Source organism: bacterium (assembly GCA_035454885.1).
GTDB lineage: Bacteria > UBA10199 > UBA10199 > JACPAL01.
The window spans coordinates 136,146-155,018 of the sequence record DATIGE010000004.1 but is presented as its reverse complement, the minus strand read 5'-3'; the positions used below and the strand labels follow the sequence as shown (position 1 = coordinate 155,018).

Below are 18,873 nucleotides of genomic sequence, written 5' to 3'. Positions count from 1 at the left end.
CAAATTGAAGTCCACCTGAATGGTCGAGCACTGCCAGGCCCGCCCTATCTGGTCCTTGATCTTCACGTCGATCTTGGGGCCGTAGAAAACGCCTTCGCCGGGATCCACGGCATACGTGATCTTGCTCGAATCGAGCGCCTTTTTCAGGGCCTCGGTCGCGTGGGCCCAGTTCTCGTCGCTGCCGACGTATTTTTCCGGGCGGGTCGAGAGATAAACCTCGAAATCCTCGAAACCGAACGTGCGCAGCATGGTGAAGACGAAACCCAGGACCGTGGAAACTTCCGATTCCAGCTGATCGGGACGGCAGAAGATATGGGCGTCGTCCTGCGTGAATCCGCGCACGCGCAGGAGCCCGTGCAGGACCCCCGAACGCTCGTACCGGTAGACCGTCCCCAATTCCGCCCAGCGGAGGGGGAGCTCCCGATAGCTCTTCAGATGGGTCTTGTAGATCTTGATGTGGAAGGGGCAATTCATGGGCTTCAACTGGTAGTCGACCCCTTCCATCTCCATCGGGGAATACATGTAGTCCTTGTAGAAATCGAGATGACCGGAGGTCTTCCAGACGCGCCGGTGCGCGATGTGCGGCGTGAAGACGATCTCGTAGCCGCCCTGGACGTGCGCCTCGCGCCAATAGTCCTCGATGGCCTTCCTCACGCGCGCGCCCTTGGGGTGCCAGAGGATCAACCCCGGCCCGTCCTCTTCCAGCGTCGAGAAGAGATCAAGCTCCTTGCCCAGCTTGCGGTGATCCCGGGCCTCGGCCTCCTTCAACCGGTGCAGGAATTCGTCGAGCGACTTCTGATCGAGGAAGGCGGTGCCGTAAATGCGTTGGAGCCTCTCGCGGTTCTCGTCGCCCCGCCAGTAGGCCCCGGCCACCGACAACAGCTTGAACGCCTTGATGTCGCCCGTACGGGCCACGTGCGGGCCCTTGCAGAGATCCACCCAGTCGCCGTGCTGGTAGACGGTGATCTCCTCGCCCTTCGGAAGGCCCTCGATGATCTCGACCTTGAAGTTCTCCCCCTTGCCTCGGAAGAGCGAGACGGCCTCGTCGCGGCTCAATGTTCTTCTTTGGAACGGGAGATTGTTCTTCACGACCTCGCGCATTCTTTCCTCGATCTTCGCCAGGTCTTCGGGCGTGAACGGCTTATCCGAGGCAAAGTCGTAGAAGAAGCCTTCTTCAATGACCGGACCGATCGTCACCTTCGTGCCGGGAAAGAGGCTCTGCACGGCCGAGGCCATGACATGGGCGCAGGAATGGCGGGCTTTTTCGAGAGGATCATTCTCGTGGCCGGGACGGCAAACCATAAAAGTGTGGGCGCTACTGGACTCGAACCAGTGACCCCTTCCATGTCAAGGAAGTACTCTAGCCAGCTGAGCTAAGCGCCCTTCAGAGTTGGGGGAGATACCGCTCTCCCCCAAACCCCCATCTATCCTTTAATTTTCAGTTATCGCTCACTTCAGAAGGAAACCTTCTTCCGTTCGCTATAAACTACTGTAACAACTGAATTTTTTAACAACCCCCTCAAGGGGAGTCAAGGAATATTACCAGGGATTACGAGAATTTAGGGCAAGACTTAAAGTATTAAGTGAAAAACTAGGCTCTTTTCATTCGATGTTTGAGGAGTCTCCTCTTCGACTTCTTCTTATAAGGGAGCGGATAGAGCACCGAAAGCGGCACCGTCCGGGAACGTTTGGACTTGTTGAACATGGTGACCGGGATGTCCCCCGCCAGCTCCCAAATGACCTGGCGGCAGACGCCACACGGAACGACGAACTCGCCGCTCCCGTTGGTGACGGCCAGCGCCTTGAAATGATGCTCGCCCGCCGCGATGGCGTGGTACAGGGCGCCGCGCTCCGCGCAGATCGTCAGGGCGTAGCAACAGTTCTCGACGTTGCCCGAGGAATAAACCTTTCCAGACGCCGCGAGCACGGCAGCCCCGACGCGGTGATTCGAATAAGGGGCATAGGCGTGCTTGCGAGCCTTGGACGCGGCCAGCATGAGTTTGTCTTTCACTAGCCTCCTTTACGAGCTGTAGCGAGCGCTGTGCTGCGGGAAGCAGCATCAGTCGTTCGAGTCTAACCTGAAAAGCTTTTTCAGTATTTCGGAATATTTCGGCGCCCCCTCCTGGATCTCCTCCGTCTTCATGAGGAGGATGGGGTCGTGGAGGATCTTGTTCACGATGGCCTTCGTGCACGCGTCGATCGCGTCGTGCCCCTCCTTGGGAAAATACTTCTCGACCTCGGCCGAACGGATCGACTCGAACTTTTTGGACAAGTCCCTGATCGTGGGCGAAAGGTCCATCTGCTGGACGTAGATCAAGAAGGCCTTGGTTTCTTCAGCGACGATGGCCTCCGCCTTCTTCGCCTCGCGCTCCCGCTCCTTTTTGTTCGCGTCGACGATGCCTTGAAGATGGTCGATGTCGTAGAGATAGACGTTTTCCAGGTGATGGATTTCCGGGTCGATGTTGCGCGGCACGGAGATGTCGATGAAGAACATCGGGCGGTTCTTGCGCCGGCGCATGACCTCCCGCACGTCCTCCTCCCTGAGGATGTAGCTGTCCGCCGCCGTGGAGGCGATGACGATGTCCACCTCGTCCAGTCGTTCGGCGAAGCGCCCGTACGGCACATGCACGGCATTGAGATCCAGGGCGAGCGCGGCCGCCTTCTCCTCGGTCCGGTTGACGATCCTGACTTCGCCGACCTTCCGCTCGATGAGATGCCTTGCCGCAAGCGCCCCCATTTCCCCCGCTCCCGCCAAGAGAACCCGGGTGCCGGCCAGGTCGCCGAAGATCTTCTCTGCCAGCAGAACCGCGGCGTAGCTGACGGACACGGGTTGTTGGCCGACGCCTGTCTCCGTCCTCACCTTTTTGGAGACGCCGAGCGCCCTCTGGACCAGCTTCCCGAGAAGGGGCCCGACGGAATCCGTTTCCACCGCCCGCGCAAAGGCGTCCTTCATCTGACCGCTGATCTGGGTCTCGCCGACCACCATCGAATCCAGGCTCGAGGCGACGCGGAACACATGGGCGACGGCTTCCCCGCCGCCCTTCATGTAGACGTGCCTGTCGAGCGACGCCGGGCTCACGCCGGATTCCCGGGCCAGGGACTCCTTGACGAGCCGCGCGGCCTCGTCCGGATTCCCGGAAACGAGATAGGCCTCCACCCGATTGCAGGTGGACAGAAACATTCCCTCGGCCGCGCTGCCCGCTTCCCGGAGGGACCGAAGGAGGAGAGCGCCCTTCTCCCCCTGCGCGGCGAGTTTCTCGCGGATCTCCAGGGGGGCCGTCTTGTGTGAAAGTCCGACGACGACGAATCCCATCACATCACCCGATGTTCGAGGGCCAGAAAGGCCAGGACCACGCCGACGAAGCCCAAGATCGAAAGCAGAATGCCGCGCCGGCCTCTCCACTCCGACTTGAGCCGCACGTTGAGGAAGAGAGCGTACAGGACCCACGTCACGAGCGCCGTCAACTGCTTCGTATCGCCGCTGAAGAAATGCCCGCCGGTCGTCTTGGAGAGGGCCGCCCCGGCGAGAATGCCCGCGGACAACAGCACGAACCCGACGGTCAGCGCGCGGTAGTGCATGCTGTCGATCGTCTCCAGGGACGGAAGCCGCGACAAGAGTCTTCCCGGATGCCGCCCCTTCAGCTGCGCCTGCTGGAAGAGGTAGACGAGGCCGATCAGAAAACTCGCGGTGAAAACAGCGAACGCCAGGCTCATCAAGAGGATGTGCGTGAGGGCCCAGGGATTGTCGGAGACGCCCGCGCCGAGATAGAAATGCCGTTTGCGGATCTCCGCCAGGATGAAAAGGATGAGGGCCACCGACGAAAACACGGCCCCGAGACCGAGCGCGCGGTATTTCCGCAAGGCCAGAAAGTAAAGAACGGCGGAGGCCCAGGCCGCGCAGTAGAAAAAGTCGCCGTCCCCCAGGAAGAACGGGTATGGATTCTGAATCAGCTGAACGACCAAGAGTCCCGTCTGCAGAACGGCGGCAAGACTGAAGAGCCCCACGGCGATCCGTCCGACCCGCCTGTTCGAAAAGATCAGATAGAGGCAATGGCCGAGTGTGGACAGGAAATAGAGGACCGCCGTCGCGGCGTTGAGAGTCAGGATCACGTTTTAGGCCCCTCCAAAAAATCGATCAGGCGGAAAAGAGGGCTTTCGCCTTCTCCCACAAGATCGAAGCGATGTCCTTGGCGATGAGATCGGCGCCCGCAAGCCGCGACGGATCATAGGACGTCGCCACGGCGAGACATTTCACGCCGGCCGCCTTGGCGGCCTCGATGCCCCAGGGGGAATCCTCGACCGCCAGGCATTCGCCCGGCAGGAGAATCTCCGCGGGCGGGACGAAATCGCGGTTCAAGAGGCGGATGGCGGACAAAAAACCCTCGGGGTTCGGCTTGCCCTGCGCCACGTCCTCCGCCGCGATGACGGCGTGGAACGCCTTCTCCAATCTCGCCCCTTCCAAGATGGCCACGATCTCGCTCCGGAGCGCCCCCGAGACGATCGTCAAGAAATAACGCCCCTTCAGCCGTTGGACGGCCTCGGCCACGCCGGGCATGAGGAACGGCCGCCCGCGCACGTGCTCCAGGAAGGCCCGGTTCTTCCTCCGGATCAGGTCCAATTGCAGGGGCTCGTCCAGGACGCGTCCCGCGTCCCGAAACACCTGATAAAAACAACCCCGGTCGTCGAGTCCCAGGTATTTTTCATAATAATCCTCCCGCGAGAGCGAGATCCCCTCCTCTTGGAGAACTTTCTGAAACATCTCCAGGTGAAGCGGCTCCGAATCGGCGAGGACCCCGTCAAAGTCGAAAAGAATGGCGCGGAGGGAATCCTTGGTCATTCGTACTTGATCTCCAGGATCTCGAACTCGCGCGCGCCGCGCGGCGTGGCGACCTTCACCACGTCGTTCTCCTCCTTGCCGATGAGCGATTTGGCGATCGGCGACTCGATGGAGATGCGCCCGTTCTTCACGTCGGATTCATGCTCCCCCACGATCCGGTAGACGATCTCCTCCCCCGAATCGACGTCAGTGATGCGGACGGTCGCGCCGAAGACGACCTTTTCGTGGGTGATCGATGCCGGGTCGATGACCTGGGCGCGGGCGATCCGGTCCTCCAGATACGCGATCCGTCCCGCGATGTGGGACTGGCGCTCCTTGGCCGCGTGGTACTCGGCGTTTTCGCGCAGGTCGCCGTGGGCGCGGGCGATCTCGATATCCTGAACGTTCTTGGGCCGCTCGACGCTCTTCAAATGCTTGAGCTCGTCTTGGAGCCTCTTGAATCCTTCCGGTGTCATTGGAGCGGGGGTAGATCCCGCTCTCCCCCCGCCCCCCATCTGTTCAGTCATAGAATTACCCGTTCCCTCCCCCAGCAAAGCTGGGTCCGCTCACTCTTTTTTCGTCCACGGGACGTCCGCGACGCCCGCCTTGAGGTTGGCCCAGCGGGCGAGGACGAAGAGAAAATCCGACAGTCGGTTCATGTAGACGACGATCTCGGCGCCCACCGCCTCCCCGCCCTTGGCGGAGGCCGCCAGGGCCACGACCTCGCGCTCGGCCCTCCGGCACACGGTGCGGGCCAGATGGAGCCTCGCCGCCAATTCCGAACCGCCGGGAAGGATGAACGTCTCGAGCGGCGAGAGGTCCTTCTCCATCCGGTCGATCTCCCGCTCGAGGCGTTCAACCTCCCGCGCTCCGGCGAAGCGTCCCTTCCCCTTGAGCTTTTCAGGGTCCGGCGCCGCGAGCACGGCCCCGACGTCGAAGAGGTCGTTCTGAATCGCCTGAAGCAACCCGTCCACCCCGCCATCCCGGTTGGCCGCGCGGGCGAATCCGACGACGGCGTTCAGCTCGTCGACCTCGCCGTAGGCTCGAATTCGAGCGTGATCCTTCCTGACCCTCGGGCCCCCAAAGAGGCCGGTTTCTCCCTGATCCCCGGTTTTCGTGTAGATTTTCACAGCGGGAAGTTAGCTTGAGTCCACAATCAGTTCAACAGCCTTCTTTGCGGATCGGACCGCGCTCTCGATCGTCGCGGGAAGCCCCGTCGCCGTCCAATCGCCGGCGAGGTAGAGATTCTTGTACGGCGTCTTCTGGGGCAGACGGTGTTTCTCCACGCCGACGGCGGGCGCCATCGTCGCCTCCGGTTCCTTGGAGACGGTCGCCCTCAGGAGCCTCGCGTCCCGCGCCTGGGGAAACACGCTCTGCAGCTCCGCGACGGCGGCTTCGATGAGCGCCGGGCCCGGAATCTGGAGCTCGTCCCGCGCCCCGCTGATGACGAGCGAGAGGTACGGCTGCCCTCCGAAGGCGTCTTTTTTCCTAAAAATCCAATGGACGCGCGTGCCCCAGAGCCCCACGAACGGCCGCGCGATGATCGGACGGTCGTACCACAGGTTCACCGCCACGATGGGCGAGGCCGTCAGCTTCGAGAGCGGCGCGAAAAAGCGGTCTTCGTACAGGAGCGATTCGGGCAGTATCCTGCGGAGGGCCGTAAAGGGCACGGTCACGAGCAAGGCCTCGGCGCTGACGCGGCGCCCCCCCTCGAGCTCGACTTCCGAAAATTCCCGTCCCCGGAAGTGGAGCTTGGCCACCGGAGACTTGAGCAGAAAATGCCCTCCCTTGCGTTCGATGAAGTCGCGCGCGGCCTCCGTGTAAAGTTCGGAAAGCCCCACCTTGGGCACGCCGATCCGGGACCCGGCCCGGCCCGAGAACAAGGCGTCCTTGAGAACGGCGTGAAAAAGGGCCGCCGAGGAGACCTCCGGGCGGTCGTTGAGGGCCGCGAGCGTCAGCGGGTCCCAAAAACGCTCGATCAGGGCGTCGGTCTGTCCCAGGTCCTTCAACCATCGAGTCACGCTCTTGCCGTCGAGGCCTTCGGTCCCGTTCGCCATCCCCCGCCTCATCTTGAGGACGGCCAGCTTGTCCCGGAGAGAAAACCGACGGAAGAGCCAAAATCCGCTCAAGAGATGCAAGGGGCTCGGAAGCGGCAGGGAGCGGAAACGGGACGGCGCGATCCCGGGCGCCGCGAAGTCCACGGCGAGGCTCCGCTGAAAATCCACGTTGCCGCGCGTCCCGATCGTCTCCAGGAATCGGAGCGTGTCCCGGTAGCAGCCCATGAGGATGTGCTGACCGTTGTCGAGGACGGCGCCCGAAGCCGGGTCCTTGAAGGAATAAGCCCGGCCGCCCAGATGGCCGCGGCGCTCGATCAGCGTGACGTGGTGCCCGCCGTTGGCGAGCTCCACCCCCGCCGCGAGACCCGCGAATCCGCCTCCGATGATGAGAACCTCTTTTTTCACAGCGCGCTCACCAGGGTCTTGGCCGCCAGGAGGATCTTCTCCGGCGCGCGGAGCGAGACCTTCTTCTCGAACACCGGATAACGCTCGGCGCGGGTCTTGTTCAGGAGGGCCCGGTAGAAGGCGGCCATCATCTGGGCCGGGACGATCTTGCGGCGTTTCTCCCCGGGAAGCGCCGCGAAGGCCTGTTCGAAATAGTCCGAGGCGCGCTCGGCCTCGAAATCCATGAGCCGCCGGAACGGCTCGGCGACCCGTCCCTCGAGAAGGTCACTCTCCGCGACCCCGAAGCGCTCGAGCTCCTCGCGAGGCAGGTAGACACGTCCGAGCTTGGCGTCCTTTCCGACGTCCCGGATGATGTTGGTGAGCTGAAACGCCTTGCCCAGGAGGACCGCGTAACGGCGCGCCGCCTCGTCGTCCGGGTAGCCGAACAGGTGATTGCAGAGGAGTCCGATCGTGCCCGCGACATGGTAGCAATACGTCTCGAGCTCGCCGAAGGTCGCGTAACGCTTCTTGTCCAGATCCATCTCCATGCCCGTCACGAGGTCGTCCAAATAGGACCGCGGAATCGAGAAACCCTCCACCGTGGCCTTGAGTTCCGGGAGCACGGGATGGGCGAGGGCCGGATCGGACACAGCCCCCTCCCCGTAACAGGCCGCCAGCCGCCGGCGCCACAGGGCGATCTCCCTCCGGGCCGTCTGCTCGTCGGCGGACTCGTCCACCGCGTCGTCGACCAGGCGGCTGAAGGCGTAAATGACGAAAATGGCGTTCTTCTTCGCCCGGGGCAGGAAAAAGAAGGACCAGTAGAAGTTCGACCCGCTCTCCCGGGCGATCCTAGAACTGTAGGAGAAACCGTCGGTCATGAAAAAAGAAAGAGCTTCATCAGCTCCCCCTTCGACAGGGTCGGCCGCCGCCGGAAGACGTCGTAATCGACCGCCTCGATCTTGTCCAAGATCCTCATCGGCCCCGACCACATGAGCGAGACCTGCCACTTGAGGCGGCGCTGACGTTTGCCGATCATCTCGAGGAGGGGCCGCCCCTCGTGGAAGAGAGACCTCGCCCGGGAGACCTGAAACTGCATGAGCGACCGGAAGGCGTCGTCCACGGTCCTCTTCTGAAGGCTTTCGTACGTGCAGCCGAACCGGCGCAGATCCTCCTCGGGCAGGTAGATACGGTCCTTGTCCAGGTCGACCGCCACGTCCTGCCAGTGGTTGACCAGCTGGATGCCGGTGCAGATCTTGTCGGACAGGGTGAGCGCCTTGGGGTCATCGAGGCCGAAAAGGAGAAGGACGATCCGCCCGACGGGATTGGCGGAATAGACGCAGTAAGTCTCGAGTTCCCGGTAGTCCTTGTACCGGCGCTTGGTACAGTCCATCCGGAAGGCGGTCAGCAGATCCCGGAGAAGCTGCGCGGGAATGCCCGTCTTCTCGACGGTCTCCGCCACGGCCATCAGGACCGGATCCTCCGCCTGGCCTTCCAAGGCGCGGTTGAGGAGACGCTCGTACGCCTCCAGCCGGTCCAACCGCTCCTGATTCGTGGACCCTTCGACCGTCGTTTCGTCGGCGACATCGTCCGCCGTGCGCGCGAAGGCATAGATGGCATAGACATACTTGCGCGCCGCCTTCGGGACGAACCAGCCGATGGGAAAATTCTCGTAATGGGATTTGGCGAGGCGTTCGCAATACGCGAAGGCCTCGGCCGTCGTTGGGTTAACGATCATGATCGGTGAATTGGGTGACCTTCCATTGCCCGCCGCGGAGGCGCAACTTGAGCCTCGCCGTTTTTCGAACGGCGTCGGATTTCTCGGGACGGAACTCGACATCGTAGAGATAATCCGCCTCTTCGGCCCCCTCCTTGGACCCGGCGATCTTGAAATGGATCTTGGGATGGTGCGCGCCGGGGTCGATCGCCAGCCCTTCCCGGAGGGACTGGCCTCCCTTGACCTTCTCGAGCGCGAGGCCGTCGGCCAGGCGCGAGGCTTCCTCAAGGTCCGCGTTCACGTAGTAGGCTTCCATAAAGGCGCCCGCCGTCGCTTCCGCGGGCGTCTTGTGTCCCGCGCCGCATCCCCAAGTGACGGCCGCGAGGGCCAACCAAAACAGCCTCTTCCGGCGAATCATGGACCTTTAGTACCCAGGACTTCGGAAAAGCGCAAGACGGGCCAGGAGCGTTCCCGGCCGATCTTGAGGAGCTTGGGATCGGGATTGACCAGATGGGGATGCCCCACCCGCTCCAGAAGAAAGATGTCGTCGATGCTGTCGGAATAGAAGTAGCAATCCTCCCAGGCCGCGCCGTGGGTCTTGACCGCCTCCTCCGCCGCCACGACCTTCCCTTCCCGGTAGTAGATCGGCCTTTGGAGCACGCGGGTCAGCCGGTTTTGCGCGTCAATCACAGGTCCCGCGCTGAAGAAGCCGGTCACTCCCAAAAACTCGGCGAGGATGCGGATCGCCATGGTGGGCCCGGAGGTGACGAGGTAGACGGGATGCCCCTGGGCCTTGTGTTCTCCCACCTTTGCGACGGCCTCGGCGTAGACGCGGGGCCTGATCCAGCGTTCGAAGCACTCGCGGCCCACCGCCAGGATCTCGTCCAGGGTGTGGCCCGCCATGTCGTCGATCGCGATCTGATAGAGCTTCTCGAGCGGGGCGTTCTTGCCCTCGTGGATGAGCGGGCTGAAGATGCGGTAGAAAAGGGCCGTCGGCAGGCGCCGCTTTTTTAGAATCCCCTTTTGAATGAGGGCGATCGTCGTGAAGAAACCGCTGTACCCCTTGATGATCGTCTTGTCGACGTCGAAGAAGACGAGATTATTCAAGGATGACACGGCGAAGCAGATCCGTATCCACCGGCCGTCCCTGGTAGAAGTCCTCGAAGATCCGGCTCGCGGCCTCGTAGAAGGCTTGCAGGAGGAGGAGCTGCAGGGCCATGAAGTCCCCGTCCTCCCTCTCTTCCCCCTCGCACCCCTTGGCGGCGGCCTCGAACTCTCCCTTGCATCGGTTGATGACGCGGAGCGAATCGTCGATGCCGGAGCGGACGCGGTCGAAAAAATCCTTGAGAAACTTGCGCGGGTAGTCGCGCGCGACTTCGTAATAGTCCTTGCGCGTCCCCTTCACCCACACCTTGCGCGCGAGCCCGTAGCCCTCGAGCATGCGGATGTTCACGCTGATGTTTCCCTTGGAGAGCTTGAGGACTTCCGCGATTTCGTCCAGCGACATGGGCTTCCGGGCCAGGAAGAGCAGCGCGTAGATCTGGCCGCCCACCTTGGAGACCATCCCCAGCATGTTGGCCGAAATCTTGCCCGCGCTTTCGATGAAACCGTCGCGGGCCCGGGCCAGGGATTCGTTCTTTTTCTCCGGTTTTTTGTGGTCGAGGAGTTTGAGCGCCATTCCGGCATTTCGTACCAGCGACGGATTGCGAAGACAACCGAAACGTTGTACGGGCATCCCCGTGATCCCCTATAAAGACCTCTCCCCGACGCACCGCTTTCCGTTCGTGACCCTCCTCCTCGTCGCCGCCAACGTCCTCGTTTTTCTCTACGAGGTTTTTCTGCCCGAGCCGGCCGCCACGGAATTCGTCTACCGGTATTCCGTCATCCCTCTCGAATTCCGGCTCGGCCACAACACCGAGCTTTCACCCGGGTTTCCCCCCATCGTCTCCATCTTCACGGCCATGTTTCTTCACGGAGGCTGGCTCCACCTGATCGGCAACGGGCTCTACCTTTGGGTCTTCGGGGACAACGTCGAGGACCGGATGGGCCCGGTCCGCTTCCTGATCTTCTACCTGCTCTGCGGCGTCGTGGCGACCTTGGCCCAGATCTACTCGAACTTCCGGTCCGACATCCCGGCCCTCGGGGCCTCGGGGGCCATCGCCGGCGTGCTCGCGGCCTACCTTCGCATGTACCCGAAGGGCCGCGTGGCGGTGCTGGTGCCCGTCTTCTATTTTTTGAGATCCGTCGTCCTCCCGGCCTGGCTGGTCTTGGGGCTCTGGTTCCTCCTCCAGATCGTGGAGTCCCGCATGGTGCCGGCCTCCCAGGCCGGCGCGGGCGGCGTCGCCTACTTCGCGCACATCGGAGGATTCGTGGCGGGTCTGCTCTTCATGCCGCTCTTCATGCCCGGAAAGCGGCCGCGGAGCGTCCGATGACGGGATCTCAGCCGGACTTCGCCTCCTGGGTCGGAGACCATGTCTTCACGGCGACGGATTTGGAGAATTACCGGCTCTGCCCCTATCGTTTTTATGCCTCCGCCTTCCTGAAGCTCCGGGAGGAGGATCCGTTCGAGGTCGAGATGAGCCCGGCGGAGATCGGGTCGCTGGTGCACAGGGTCCTGGAAAAGGTCCTGAGAACCCAAAAAGCGGCCCCGTCCCTCCTGAACGAGGAATGGGCCCGGTTCACCGCCGGCCGACCCCAACTGTCCCGCCCCCTCATCGCCTTTCAAAGACGGAGGATCGAGCGGATGCTCTCCTCCTTCACGGACGACCTCGAACGCGAACGGGCGGCCGCCTCCGACTGGACGCCCCGGCACTTTGAATGGGGTTTCGGTCAGGACTCCGCCCCCCTCGTCCTCAAGGATGCGGACGGGCGCCCGGCCTCCTTCCGGGGCCGGATCGACCGCATCGACGTGAACGAAAGGCTCAAGACGTTCCTGGTCATCGATTACAAGACCGGCTCGACGAAGATCACCGGCAATCAGATCAAGTCGGGGGAGGCCCTTCAGCTTCCGATCTACCTCCTCGCCGTCCAGAGGCTCCTTTTGAAGGACTACCAGCCGGCGGGGGCCGTCTACTACCAGCTCTCCGACATGTCGAAAAAGGACGGCCTCCTGCACGCGGAACGGCTGCCGGACTATCTGGAGGTGGGACCGCGATCGAGCTCCTATGTGCCCGCCGCCAAGTGGGACGGCGTTCTGGCGTCGATCGAGGCCCGGATCGGAGAAACCGTCTCGGCGATCCGGAAAACGGCGGCGTTTAAATCATCCCCCGAACCCTGCGAGCCCTTCTGCCCCTACCAGGACATTTGCCGGCTGAGGTCGGCGACCGCATGAAGACCCTGACCGCCAAACAACAGGCCGCCGTGCTCCACGGCCTGGAGTCGACCGGGGGCGACGCGGCGATTTTGGCCGGCGCGGGATCGGGCAAGACCTTCGTCATCGTCGAAAAGGTCGCCGCGTTGGTCGAGAGGCTGCATGTGCCCGAGGACAAGATCCTCGTCGTGACGTTCACGGAGAAGGCGGCCGGAGAGGTCCAGGACAGGATCGGCCAGCGTCTGGCCGCCGCAAGCGGCGTGCGGGCGTCCACCATCCACGGCTTCGCCGCCGATGTGCTCCGAGCGCAAGGCCAGGCGATCGGACTTCCGCCCGACTTCCGCATTCTGAACGAATTCCTCACGAATCTCGAAAAGGCCCGCGTCGTGCGCGAAAAGGCCCTGGAACGGATCGAGGCGGAGGACCCCGAGATTCTCGAAGCCGTCGGGCGCTTCGGATTCCGGAAATCCCTGGGTCTGTTCCTCGGTCTGCTCTCCGAGCCGCCGCACCGGAGGACCGGCTCCGCCTTCCCCGCGACGCTCGCGGCGCTCTCGGACGGTTACCAGGCCCGTAAGAAGGCCCTGAACGCGCTCGACTTCGACGATCTCGAAGCACGGCTGCTCGCCCTGCTCAAGGCCGACCCCGCCGCGTTCTCGAAAACATGGTCCTGGGTGATCGTCGACGAATTTCAGGACACGAGCCTCCTGCAATGGGAGATCATCGAAACGCTCCAGAAACTCTCGGGCGCGCGGCTGGTGATCGTCGGCGATCCGCGCCAGTCGATTTACCGCTTTCGCGGGGCGGACCCGTCGCTTTTCCTCAAGGTAAAAGGCGCCTTCGAGCGCTCCGGGGGCCGGGCCTTCGACCTGCCGGAGAACTTTCGTTCGGCCCCCGAGATCGTCGCCTTCGTCAACGCCGTCAGCGAGCCCCTGTTCGCGGAAAACTATCCCCCCATGAAGGCCGTCCGCGGTCCCGGGGGCGCCGTCGAGCGCCTTTTTCTCGAGGACGAAGGCACCCTGGGCGATCTCCGCGCCGCGGAGGCCGAGGCCGTCGCCCGCAGGCTCGCAACGCTCCGACGGGAGGGACAGCTCTGGAAAACAATGGCCGTCCTCTTCAAGACGCGCAAGGCCGTCCCGGCCTACGAATGCGCCTTCAAGACGCACGGCATCCCCTACCGGACCTCCTTGGGCGAGCCCCTCCTTGAAAGGCCCGAAATCCTCGCCCTCCTCTTTTGGATGGAGCGAAAGGCCGGGGCCTCCGAGCGGGAGATCCCCTTCCTGGACACCGGTCTCCGCCACTCGCCGCTCAAGGATTTTGCGGAGGAGATCTCTCCCGATCCCCTTCCCGCCTGTCTGGACGCCCTGTTTGAAAAGACGGAACCGCTCTTTCCCGAAAGCGCGCGCGCGAACCTCAGGGCCTTCCGGTCTCTCCTCAACGACTTGATGAGCCTGGGCGTGGGGCACTTGAAGGCCCTGGCACGGAATCTCCAAGCCCTCCGCGAAGAAGGCGCCCGGATCCCCTGTCCGCAGGAGGTCGACGTCCGGGAGGACGCCGTCACGATCATGACGGTTCACGGGGCCAAGGGGCTCGAATGGCCCGTCGTCGTCCTGGGAGACCTGAAGGCCGCTCCCGTCCGCCCGCCCTCTCTCTACCTCGCGTCGGACGACGGAGACCTGCTGCTCCAGGAAGGCGACGCCTCGGCCTCCGGCCTCAAGGACCGCATGGTCAAAAACGAGGCGTATCAGGAACGCGAGAGGCGCGAACGCGAGGAAAGCCTGGAGGAATCGAAGCGTTTGCTTTATGTTGCCTTGACCAGGGCCCGCGATCGCCTGATCCTGCCCTTGCCGATCGGGAACAAGGGAGAAGGAAAGGACCGCAGGTCCTCCCGTTGGAGCGAGTGGCTGACACGTTGAAGCCCGACACCCTCTTTCAGGAATCCCTCAAGCTCTGCGGCGATCCGGCCGAGGCCGAGTCGCAATGGGAGGGGCTTCGCCCTTGCTTGAGCGCGGAGGCCTCGAAGACCGACGGCCTCCGTTTCCTCTTCGCCCTCCTGGGCAACTCGCGGTTTCTCGTCCATCGGCTCCTGCAAGCCCCCGATCCCACCGCGGCGATCGACGCCCTCGTCCTGTCGCCCCACCTGCTCAAACCCAAGGAGGACGTCGAAATGCTGGAGGAGCTCCGCGCGGAGCTTCGTGCCGGGCGCCGGACGGAGCAAGCGCGCGTCGCCCGCCTTCTGCGGGACTTCAAATACCGTGAAATCACCCGGATCGCCGCCCGCGACCTCGCGGGTCTCGCCCCATTCGAGGAAATCGGGGCCGAACTGGCCGACCTGGCGGCCGCCTGCACCGAAGCCGCCGTCGAAGCGGCGGGCGAGATCGCGCGGGCCGGCGAGTCCGGCGGGTTCCGGGAAGCGTTCCTGGTGCTCGCGATGGGCAAGTTCGGCGGGCGCGACTTGAACTTCAGCTCGGACATCGACCTTCTCTATGTCCATGGGCGCCCGGTCGCGGCGGAGGCGGGCTCACGCAGCGTTTTCGAGCATTTCTGCCGCGTTTCCGAGATGGTCACGCGCCTCCTGCACGACCGGACGGAGGACGGCTTCGTCTTCCGCGTCGACCTGGATCTTCGTCCCGAGGGCAAGAGCGGCGTCATCGTCAACTCGGTCGACGCCCTGGCCTCCTACTACGAGATCTCCGGGGCCGACTGGGAGAGGGCCGCCCTGATCAAGGCGCGACCCGTGGCGGGCGACGCCGGGCTCGGCCGGGAAACCCTCGCGCTGATCGAACCCTTCGTCTTTCCCAAATACACCGACGCCTCGGCGATCGACGGCCTCAAGCGCATGAAGGAGAAGATCAACGCGGATCTCAAGAAATCAAAAGCAGGAGGCTTTCACGTCAAACTCGGCACCGGAGGCATTCGGGAGATCGAGTTTTTCGTGACGGCGTTCCAGCTCCTCTTCGGGGGCAAGGAGCCGCGCCTGCGGGAACGCCATACCCTGACGGCGCTACGCCTGCTGGGCCGCCTCGGCCTCGTCCCGGAGGAGGACGTTTCGCGTCTCGAGGAGGCCTATGTCTTCCTGAGGCGGATCGAGAACCGACTCCAGATGCAGGAGGAACGGCAGACGCACCGTCTGCCGACGGACGCCCCCGCCCTCGCGGCCATGGCCCGAAGGATGGGATTCGCGGCGACGGGCGATTTCGAGGCCGCGCTGAAGATGAAAACGGATTTCGTCGCCTCGTGTTTTGAAAGGCTGGCCTCATGACGCCGGAGAATCCCTACTGGACGTGGCTCCGGACGGCCCTCGCGGCCACGGATGGCTACGAGGAAAAACTCGACGCCCTACGCGTCTTCGCGCGCGCCCAGCGCCGCCGTCTGCAGGAACGCGACCAGGGTGGCTCGCTTCCCCTCACCGGCCTTTTCTTCGAGCTGTCGCTCTTGGCGGAGTCCGTCCTCTACGGCAGCCTCGAATCCGCCTGGCACGAGCTGCTGGATCGCCCCGGCGCCGAAGCGCCTCAAGGGGATTTTTCCGTCGTCGCCATGGGCAAACTGGGAGGGCGGGAGTTGAACTACCGCTCGGACCTCGACATCATCTACATCTACGAGGACGCCGCCGACCAGGAATTCTACGGGCGGCTCGGGGCGCGCATCCTCTCGGCACTCTCCCTGCTGACGCGCCAGGGCATCGCCTACGCCGTCGACACCGCCCTGCGTCCGTCGGGCAATCGGGGCACGCTCGTCTCCTCGTTATCCTCGTTCCTGGAGTATCACCGGACCCTCGGCCGGACCTGGGAGCGGCAAGCCCTCGTCAAGGCCCATTCGCTCTTCGGCCGCCCCGACCGCGACACCGGCTTTCCCGCGAAGCTCCAGACCGAGATCGAGGCGGTCGCCTATCAGACCTACGACCCCAAAACGATCGCCGGCGAGATCGACCATCTGCGGAGCCGCATGGAGCGCGAAATCGCCCGAGAAAGGCCCGGCCGTTTCAACCTGAAGACCGGCCGCGGGGGGCTCGTCGACATCGAATTCGCGGTCCAATACCTCCAGCTCGTTCACGGCCGGAAGAACCCCAAGGTACGGAATCGCAACACGATTTTGGCCCTGGCCTCCCTCCGGAGCGAAGGGGTTTTGGACCCCTCCCTTGCCGAAATCCTCGAGCGGTCTTATCTTTTCTTAAGGGAAATCGAGACGCGGCTGCGCCTCCTGCTGGACCAGCCGGGCGACGAGATCATCGAAGGGGCCGAATGGCTTGGCGAGTTGGAGGCGCGTTATTTCGGGGGCCGGGCGATCCTGCCCCGCCTGATCGAGACGCGCGAGAAAGTCCGGTCCGCCTACGAAAGGATCCTTCGCGGATGACCTCCGTCATTCAAGACCTGTCCGAACGCATCGCCGACCGGGCCCGCCCGCTTCAAGACTGGCTCGGCCGCCGCCTCTCCGCCCTTCCGGACGCCGAGCCGCCCGTCTACGCGTCCATCGACGTCCGCAACGCGGGCTTCAAGGTCTCGGTTGTGGACACGAACCTCTTTCCCGCCGGCTTCAACAACCTCTGCGAAACCTTCTCCGAGCGCGGGGCCGCCGCCTTCAAATCCTTCTTTCAGGCCTGGCATCCGTCGGTCCGCAAGGTGCTGATCTTTCCGGAAGAACACACGCGGAATCTCTTTTACTGGAAGAGCGTCGCGGCCTTGAGGGCGATGCTGACCGACGCCAAGCAGGGACCGGGCCTCGAGGTCGAGATCGGTTCCGCCTCCACGCGCTTCACGTCCGATCCATTTCCGATCGTCTGGGAGGAAGGACGAACGATCGAGGTCCGCAAGGTCCGGATGCAGGACGGCTTCCTGAAGACCGACCGTTTCATCCCGGACCTGATCCTCATCAACAACGACCTCTCCGGCGGCACGCCGGAATATTTGAAGGATCTCAAGCAACTCTTGCTGCCGTCTCCGTACCTGGGCTGGCACCGGCGGCGAAAGAGCGAGCACTTCCATCACTTCGCCGTCCTCGCCGCCGAGGCCGCGGAGATTTTGGGGATCGATCCCTGGCTCATCACGCCCCTCTCCGAGGCCGAAACCGGCGTGGATCTTTCCGACGGAATCTGTCTCAAGCGGCTCAAAGATACGGCCGACCGCCTGCTCGACCGCGTCCGCGAAAAATACCGGAGGCACGGCGTCGCGCGGGCCCCGTATCTTTTCGTGAAGAATAACGCGGGCACTTACGGGATGGGCGTCACCCACATCGATTCGGGGGACGCCTTTCTAAATCTCAACCGCAGGATCCGGAACAAGCTCGAGTCCTCCAAGGGAGGCTCGAAGGTCAGCGAATATTTGCTTCAGGAGGGCATCCCGACGGCCGATTTCTACCGCGGCAAGCCCATCGAGCCCGTCGTTTATCTCGTCGGCGGCGAGAACGTCGGCACGTTCTTCCGCATCCATGAAGAGAAAAACGAGCTGGAGAACCTCAACGCCCCCGGCATGGCGTTCGCCTGCCTCTGCTTCCACAAGGTCAAGCCCTCCGCCAACGGCAAGACTTACCAACTCACCTACGAAAATCGCGACCAACTCTTCACGGTGGCCTGCCTCCTGGGGCGGCTCGCCTCCTTGGCCTCCGTCCTCGAGCGCCACGATACCGCCCTCATCCCGGCGCGAAGCGCGTAACCCGTTGCGCCTCGCGTCATTTTATTTTTTGACATCGCTTTCTATCCATCCGTTAGAGGGTTACAATTTATGTTGTGAGATGGTTCTTTATCATAATGATACTCCTCCTGGCCACCGGGCCGGCGGGGCGGTCCGAGGCCGCCGATTGCAGCTCGGGCACGGGGCTGACCGTCACGGCCCCGCGGGACGGGGCGAGGACCATGAACCCCTCCATCACGATCCGCGGCTATCTTTGCAGCAATTATCCGCTCATCACGATCCGGAACCGGACGACATCCCTGGAAGTCATCACCGAGACGAGCGAGGTCTGCGACGGTTCGGAGTGCACCTACCACTTCGCGGCCCCGGTCCGGGAGCTGGCCCTGGGGGAAAACCGCATCACGGCGGAGATACCGGGCGATGAAATCGTCGAGATTGAGGTAATTCGAACGGCGCTGGCTTCATCTACGAGCGCCAGCGAGAGCCGTGCCGCGGGAAGCGGCGTGGCGGGATTGTAATTACTCGGCGAACGATTTTTCCATCTTCTCTTGCTCTTCCTTGCAGCGGATGCACAGGTCCGTGACCGGCCGGGCCTCCAGCCGCTTGGCGCCGATCTCCTCGCCGCAGGATTCGCACAAGCCGTAGGTACCTTCGTCCATCTTGGCGAGCATCTTGTCGATCTTCTTGAGAAGGACCCGCTCCCGATCACGGAGGCGGAGACTCATCGACTGCTCGGATTCGGAAGACGCCAAGTCCACCTCATCCGGCAGATCGTCCAGCGAGAATCCGATCCCCTGCTCCTTGACGGCGACCGCCGTCTTCAGAAGCTCTTCCTTCCGTCTCGTGAGCAGCTCCCTGAACTTTTTGGTGTCTTTTTTATTCATAATAGCGGGGGGAGATACCGCTCTCCTCCCCGAGCCCCCCATCTGAAAACAAATCCTCTCACCATTCGCTCCGGAAGGAAACCT

The 18,873-nt window shown here is 63.2% G+C and carries 21 protein-coding genes and 1 tRNA gene; 7 read left to right on the top strand and 15 right to left on the bottom strand.

The genetic code is table 11. The features are described 5' to 3' along the window. The 14 genes from thrS to VLJ37_01260 all read right to left on the bottom strand — a co-directional run. A partial coding sequence (gene thrS / locus VLJ37_01325) for a threonine--tRNA ligase (GenBank protein HSA58309.1) occupies nucleotides 1-1,302 on the bottom strand: 1,302 nt, incomplete at its 3' end. Nucleotides 1,303-1,309: 7 nt separating this feature from the next. After that, nucleotides 1,310-1,383: transfer RNA gene (locus VLJ37_01320), tRNA-Val, on the bottom strand. Between the two features lie 208 nt (nucleotides 1,384-1,591). Beyond that, nucleotides 1,592-2,011, bottom strand: coding sequence for a cytidine deaminase (gene cdd, locus VLJ37_01315; protein ID HSA58308.1), 420 nt, complete (start codon nucleotides 2,009-2,011; stop codon nucleotides 1,592-1,594). A gap of 48 nt (nucleotides 2,012-2,059) precedes the next feature. Continuing rightward, the gene (gene hemA, locus VLJ37_01310; GenBank protein ID HSA58307.1) at nucleotides 2,060-3,313 is read right to left on the bottom strand and encodes a glutamyl-tRNA reductase; all 1,254 of its coding nucleotides are present in this window, start codon (nucleotides 3,311-3,313) and stop codon (nucleotides 2,060-2,062) included. Continuing rightward, the gene (ccsA, locus tag VLJ37_01305) at nucleotides 3,313-4,110 is read right to left on the bottom strand and encodes a cytochrome c biogenesis protein CcsA (protein ID HSA58306.1); all 798 of its coding nucleotides are present in this window, start codon (nucleotides 4,108-4,110) and stop codon (nucleotides 3,313-3,315) included. The genes hemA and ccsA overlap by 1 nt, the downstream gene beginning before the upstream one ends. Nucleotides 4,111-4,135: 25 nt before the next feature. After that, nucleotides 4,136-4,837 carry an HAD family phosphatase gene (locus tag VLJ37_01300; protein ID HSA58305.1) on the bottom strand — a complete coding sequence of 234 codons (702 nt, stop codon included), beginning with the start codon at nucleotides 4,835-4,837 and terminating at the stop codon, nucleotides 4,136-4,138. Next, complete coding sequence (gene greA / locus VLJ37_01295) at nucleotides 4,834-5,292, bottom strand: transcription elongation factor GreA (GenBank protein ID HSA58304.1); 459 nt, start codon at nucleotides 5,290-5,292, stop codon at nucleotides 4,834-4,836. Before greA ends, VLJ37_01300 begins: the two co-directional genes overlap by 4 nt. Before the next feature lie 90 nt (nucleotides 5,293-5,382). Further along, a complete protein-coding gene (locus VLJ37_01290; GenBank protein HSA58303.1) occupies nucleotides 5,383-5,946 on the bottom strand; it encodes a cob(I)yrinic acid a,c-diamide adenosyltransferase in 564 nt (187 codons plus the stop codon). Nucleotides 5,947-5,955: 9 nt separating this feature from the next. After that, nucleotides 5,956-7,278 (bottom strand): hydroxysqualene dehydroxylase HpnE, encoded by a 1,323-nt coding sequence (gene hpnE / locus VLJ37_01285; GenBank protein HSA58302.1) that lies wholly within the window; start codon nucleotides 7,276-7,278, stop codon nucleotides 5,956-5,958. Then, nucleotides 7,275-8,135, bottom strand: a complete 861-nt coding sequence (hpnD, locus tag VLJ37_01280; GenBank protein ID HSA58301.1) for a presqualene diphosphate synthase HpnD — start codon at nucleotides 8,133-8,135, stop codon at nucleotides 7,275-7,277. Before hpnD ends, hpnE begins: the two co-directional genes overlap by 4 nt. Beyond that, nucleotides 8,132-8,992, bottom strand: coding sequence for a squalene synthase HpnC (gene hpnC / locus VLJ37_01275; protein HSA58300.1), 861 nt, complete (start codon nucleotides 8,990-8,992; stop codon nucleotides 8,132-8,134). Before hpnC ends, hpnD begins: the two co-directional genes overlap by 4 nt. Continuing rightward, nucleotides 8,982-9,389: a hypothetical protein gene (locus tag VLJ37_01270; GenBank protein ID HSA58299.1), complete on the bottom strand. Its 408-nt coding sequence runs from the start codon at nucleotides 9,387-9,389 to the stop codon at nucleotides 8,982-8,984. Before VLJ37_01270 ends, hpnC begins: the two co-directional genes overlap by 11 nt. Next, nucleotides 9,386-10,087 (bottom strand): HAD-IB family hydrolase, encoded by a 702-nt coding sequence (locus VLJ37_01265; GenBank protein ID HSA58298.1) that lies wholly within the window; start codon nucleotides 10,085-10,087, stop codon nucleotides 9,386-9,388. The genes VLJ37_01270 and VLJ37_01265 overlap by 4 nt, the downstream gene beginning before the upstream one ends. Continuing rightward, nucleotides 10,071-10,649 carry an ArsR family transcriptional regulator gene (locus VLJ37_01260; protein ID HSA58297.1) on the bottom strand — a complete coding sequence of 193 codons (579 nt, stop codon included), beginning with the start codon at nucleotides 10,647-10,649 and terminating at the stop codon, nucleotides 10,071-10,073. The genes VLJ37_01265 and VLJ37_01260 overlap by 17 nt, the downstream gene beginning before the upstream one ends. A gap of 61 nt (nucleotides 10,650-10,710) precedes the next feature. On the opposite strand from VLJ37_01260, the gene VLJ37_01255 reads away from it, so the two are divergent. The 7 genes from VLJ37_01255 (at nucleotide 10,711) to VLJ37_01225 (ending at nucleotide 18,423) form a co-directional block, all read left to right on the top strand. After that, entirely contained in the window at nucleotides 10,711-11,403 is a 693-nt protein-coding gene (locus VLJ37_01255) for a rhomboid family intramembrane serine protease (protein ID HSA58296.1), read from the top strand. Further along, nucleotides 11,400-12,302 carry a PD-(D/E)XK nuclease family protein gene (locus VLJ37_01250; GenBank protein ID HSA58295.1) on the top strand — a complete coding sequence of 301 codons (903 nt, stop codon included), beginning with the start codon at nucleotides 11,400-11,402 and terminating at the stop codon, nucleotides 12,300-12,302. Before VLJ37_01255 ends, VLJ37_01250 begins: the two co-directional genes overlap by 4 nt. Continuing rightward, nucleotides 12,299-14,194, top strand: coding sequence for an ATP-dependent helicase (locus VLJ37_01245; protein HSA58294.1), 1,896 nt, complete (start codon nucleotides 12,299-12,301; stop codon nucleotides 14,192-14,194). The genes VLJ37_01250 and VLJ37_01245 overlap by 4 nt, the downstream gene beginning before the upstream one ends. Next, nucleotides 14,179-15,540 (top strand): hypothetical protein, encoded by a 1,362-nt coding sequence (locus VLJ37_01240; GenBank protein HSA58293.1) that lies wholly within the window; start codon nucleotides 14,179-14,181, stop codon nucleotides 15,538-15,540. The genes VLJ37_01245 and VLJ37_01240 overlap by 16 nt, the downstream gene beginning before the upstream one ends. Further along, entirely contained in the window at nucleotides 15,537-16,631 is a 1,095-nt protein-coding gene (locus tag VLJ37_01235; GenBank protein ID HSA58292.1) for a hypothetical protein, read from the top strand. Before VLJ37_01240 ends, VLJ37_01235 begins: the two co-directional genes overlap by 4 nt. After that, the gene (gene gshA, locus VLJ37_01230) at nucleotides 16,628-17,926 is read left to right on the top strand and encodes a glutamate--cysteine ligase (GenBank protein HSA58291.1); all 1,299 of its coding nucleotides are present in this window, start codon (nucleotides 16,628-16,630) and stop codon (nucleotides 17,924-17,926) included. Before VLJ37_01235 ends, gshA begins: the two co-directional genes overlap by 4 nt. 95 nt (nucleotides 17,927-18,021) lie before the next feature. Beyond that, on the top strand, nucleotides 18,022-18,423 hold the full coding sequence (locus tag VLJ37_01225; GenBank protein ID HSA58290.1) for a hypothetical protein: 402 nt from the start codon (nucleotides 18,022-18,024) through the stop codon (nucleotides 18,421-18,423). On the opposite strand, the gene dksA is transcribed toward VLJ37_01225, so the two are convergent. Next, nucleotides 18,424-18,789, bottom strand: a complete 366-nt coding sequence (gene dksA, locus VLJ37_01220; GenBank protein HSA58289.1) for an RNA polymerase-binding protein DksA — start codon at nucleotides 18,787-18,789, stop codon at nucleotides 18,424-18,426. It lies immediately after the preceding gene. Between the last annotated feature and the right edge of the window lie 84 nt (nucleotides 18,790-18,873).

Excerpts from the sequence above, each read along its gene's own strand:
- VLJ37_01250 (HSA58295.1), top strand. The coding sequence starts at position 11,400 with ATGACGGGATCTCAGCCGGACTTCGCCTCCTGGGTCGGAGACCATGTC.
- VLJ37_01300 (HSA58305.1), bottom strand. The coding sequence starts at position 4,837 with ATGACCAAGGATTCCCTCCGCGCCATTCTTTTCGACTTTGACGGGGTC.
- hpnD (HSA58301.1), bottom strand. The coding sequence starts at position 8,135 with ATGACCGACGGTTTCTCCTACAGTTCTAGGATCGCCCGGGAGAGCGGG.
- VLJ37_01245 (HSA58294.1), top strand. The coding sequence starts at position 12,299 with ATGAAGACCCTGACCGCCAAACAACAGGCCGCCGTGCTCCACGGCCTG.
- hpnC (HSA58300.1), bottom strand. The coding sequence starts at position 8,992 with ATGATCGTTAACCCAACGACGGCCGAGGCCTTCGCGTATTGCGAACGC.
- greA (HSA58304.1), bottom strand. The coding sequence starts at position 5,292 with ATGACACCGGAAGGATTCAAGAGGCTCCAAGACGAGCTCAAGCATTTG.
- VLJ37_01235 (HSA58292.1), top strand. The coding sequence starts at position 15,537 with ATGACGCCGGAGAATCCCTACTGGACGTGGCTCCGGACGGCCCTCGCG.
- VLJ37_01260 (HSA58297.1), bottom strand. The coding sequence starts at position 10,649 with ATGGCGCTCAAACTCCTCGACCACAAAAAACCGGAGAAAAAGAACGAA.
- dksA (HSA58289.1), bottom strand. The coding sequence starts at position 18,789 with ATGAATAAAAAAGACACCAAAAAGTTCAGGGAGCTGCTCACGAGACGG.
- gshA (HSA58291.1), top strand. The coding sequence starts at position 16,628 with ATGACCTCCGTCATTCAAGACCTGTCCGAACGCATCGCCGACCGGGCC.
- VLJ37_01225 (HSA58290.1), top strand. The coding sequence starts at position 18,022 with ATGATACTCCTCCTGGCCACCGGGCCGGCGGGGCGGTCCGAGGCCGCC.
- VLJ37_01270 (HSA58299.1), bottom strand. The coding sequence starts at position 9,389 with ATGATTCGCCGGAAGAGGCTGTTTTGGTTGGCCCTCGCGGCCGTCACT.
- hemA (HSA58307.1), bottom strand. The coding sequence starts at position 3,313 with ATGGGATTCGTCGTCGTCGGACTTTCACACAAGACGGCCCCCCTGGAG.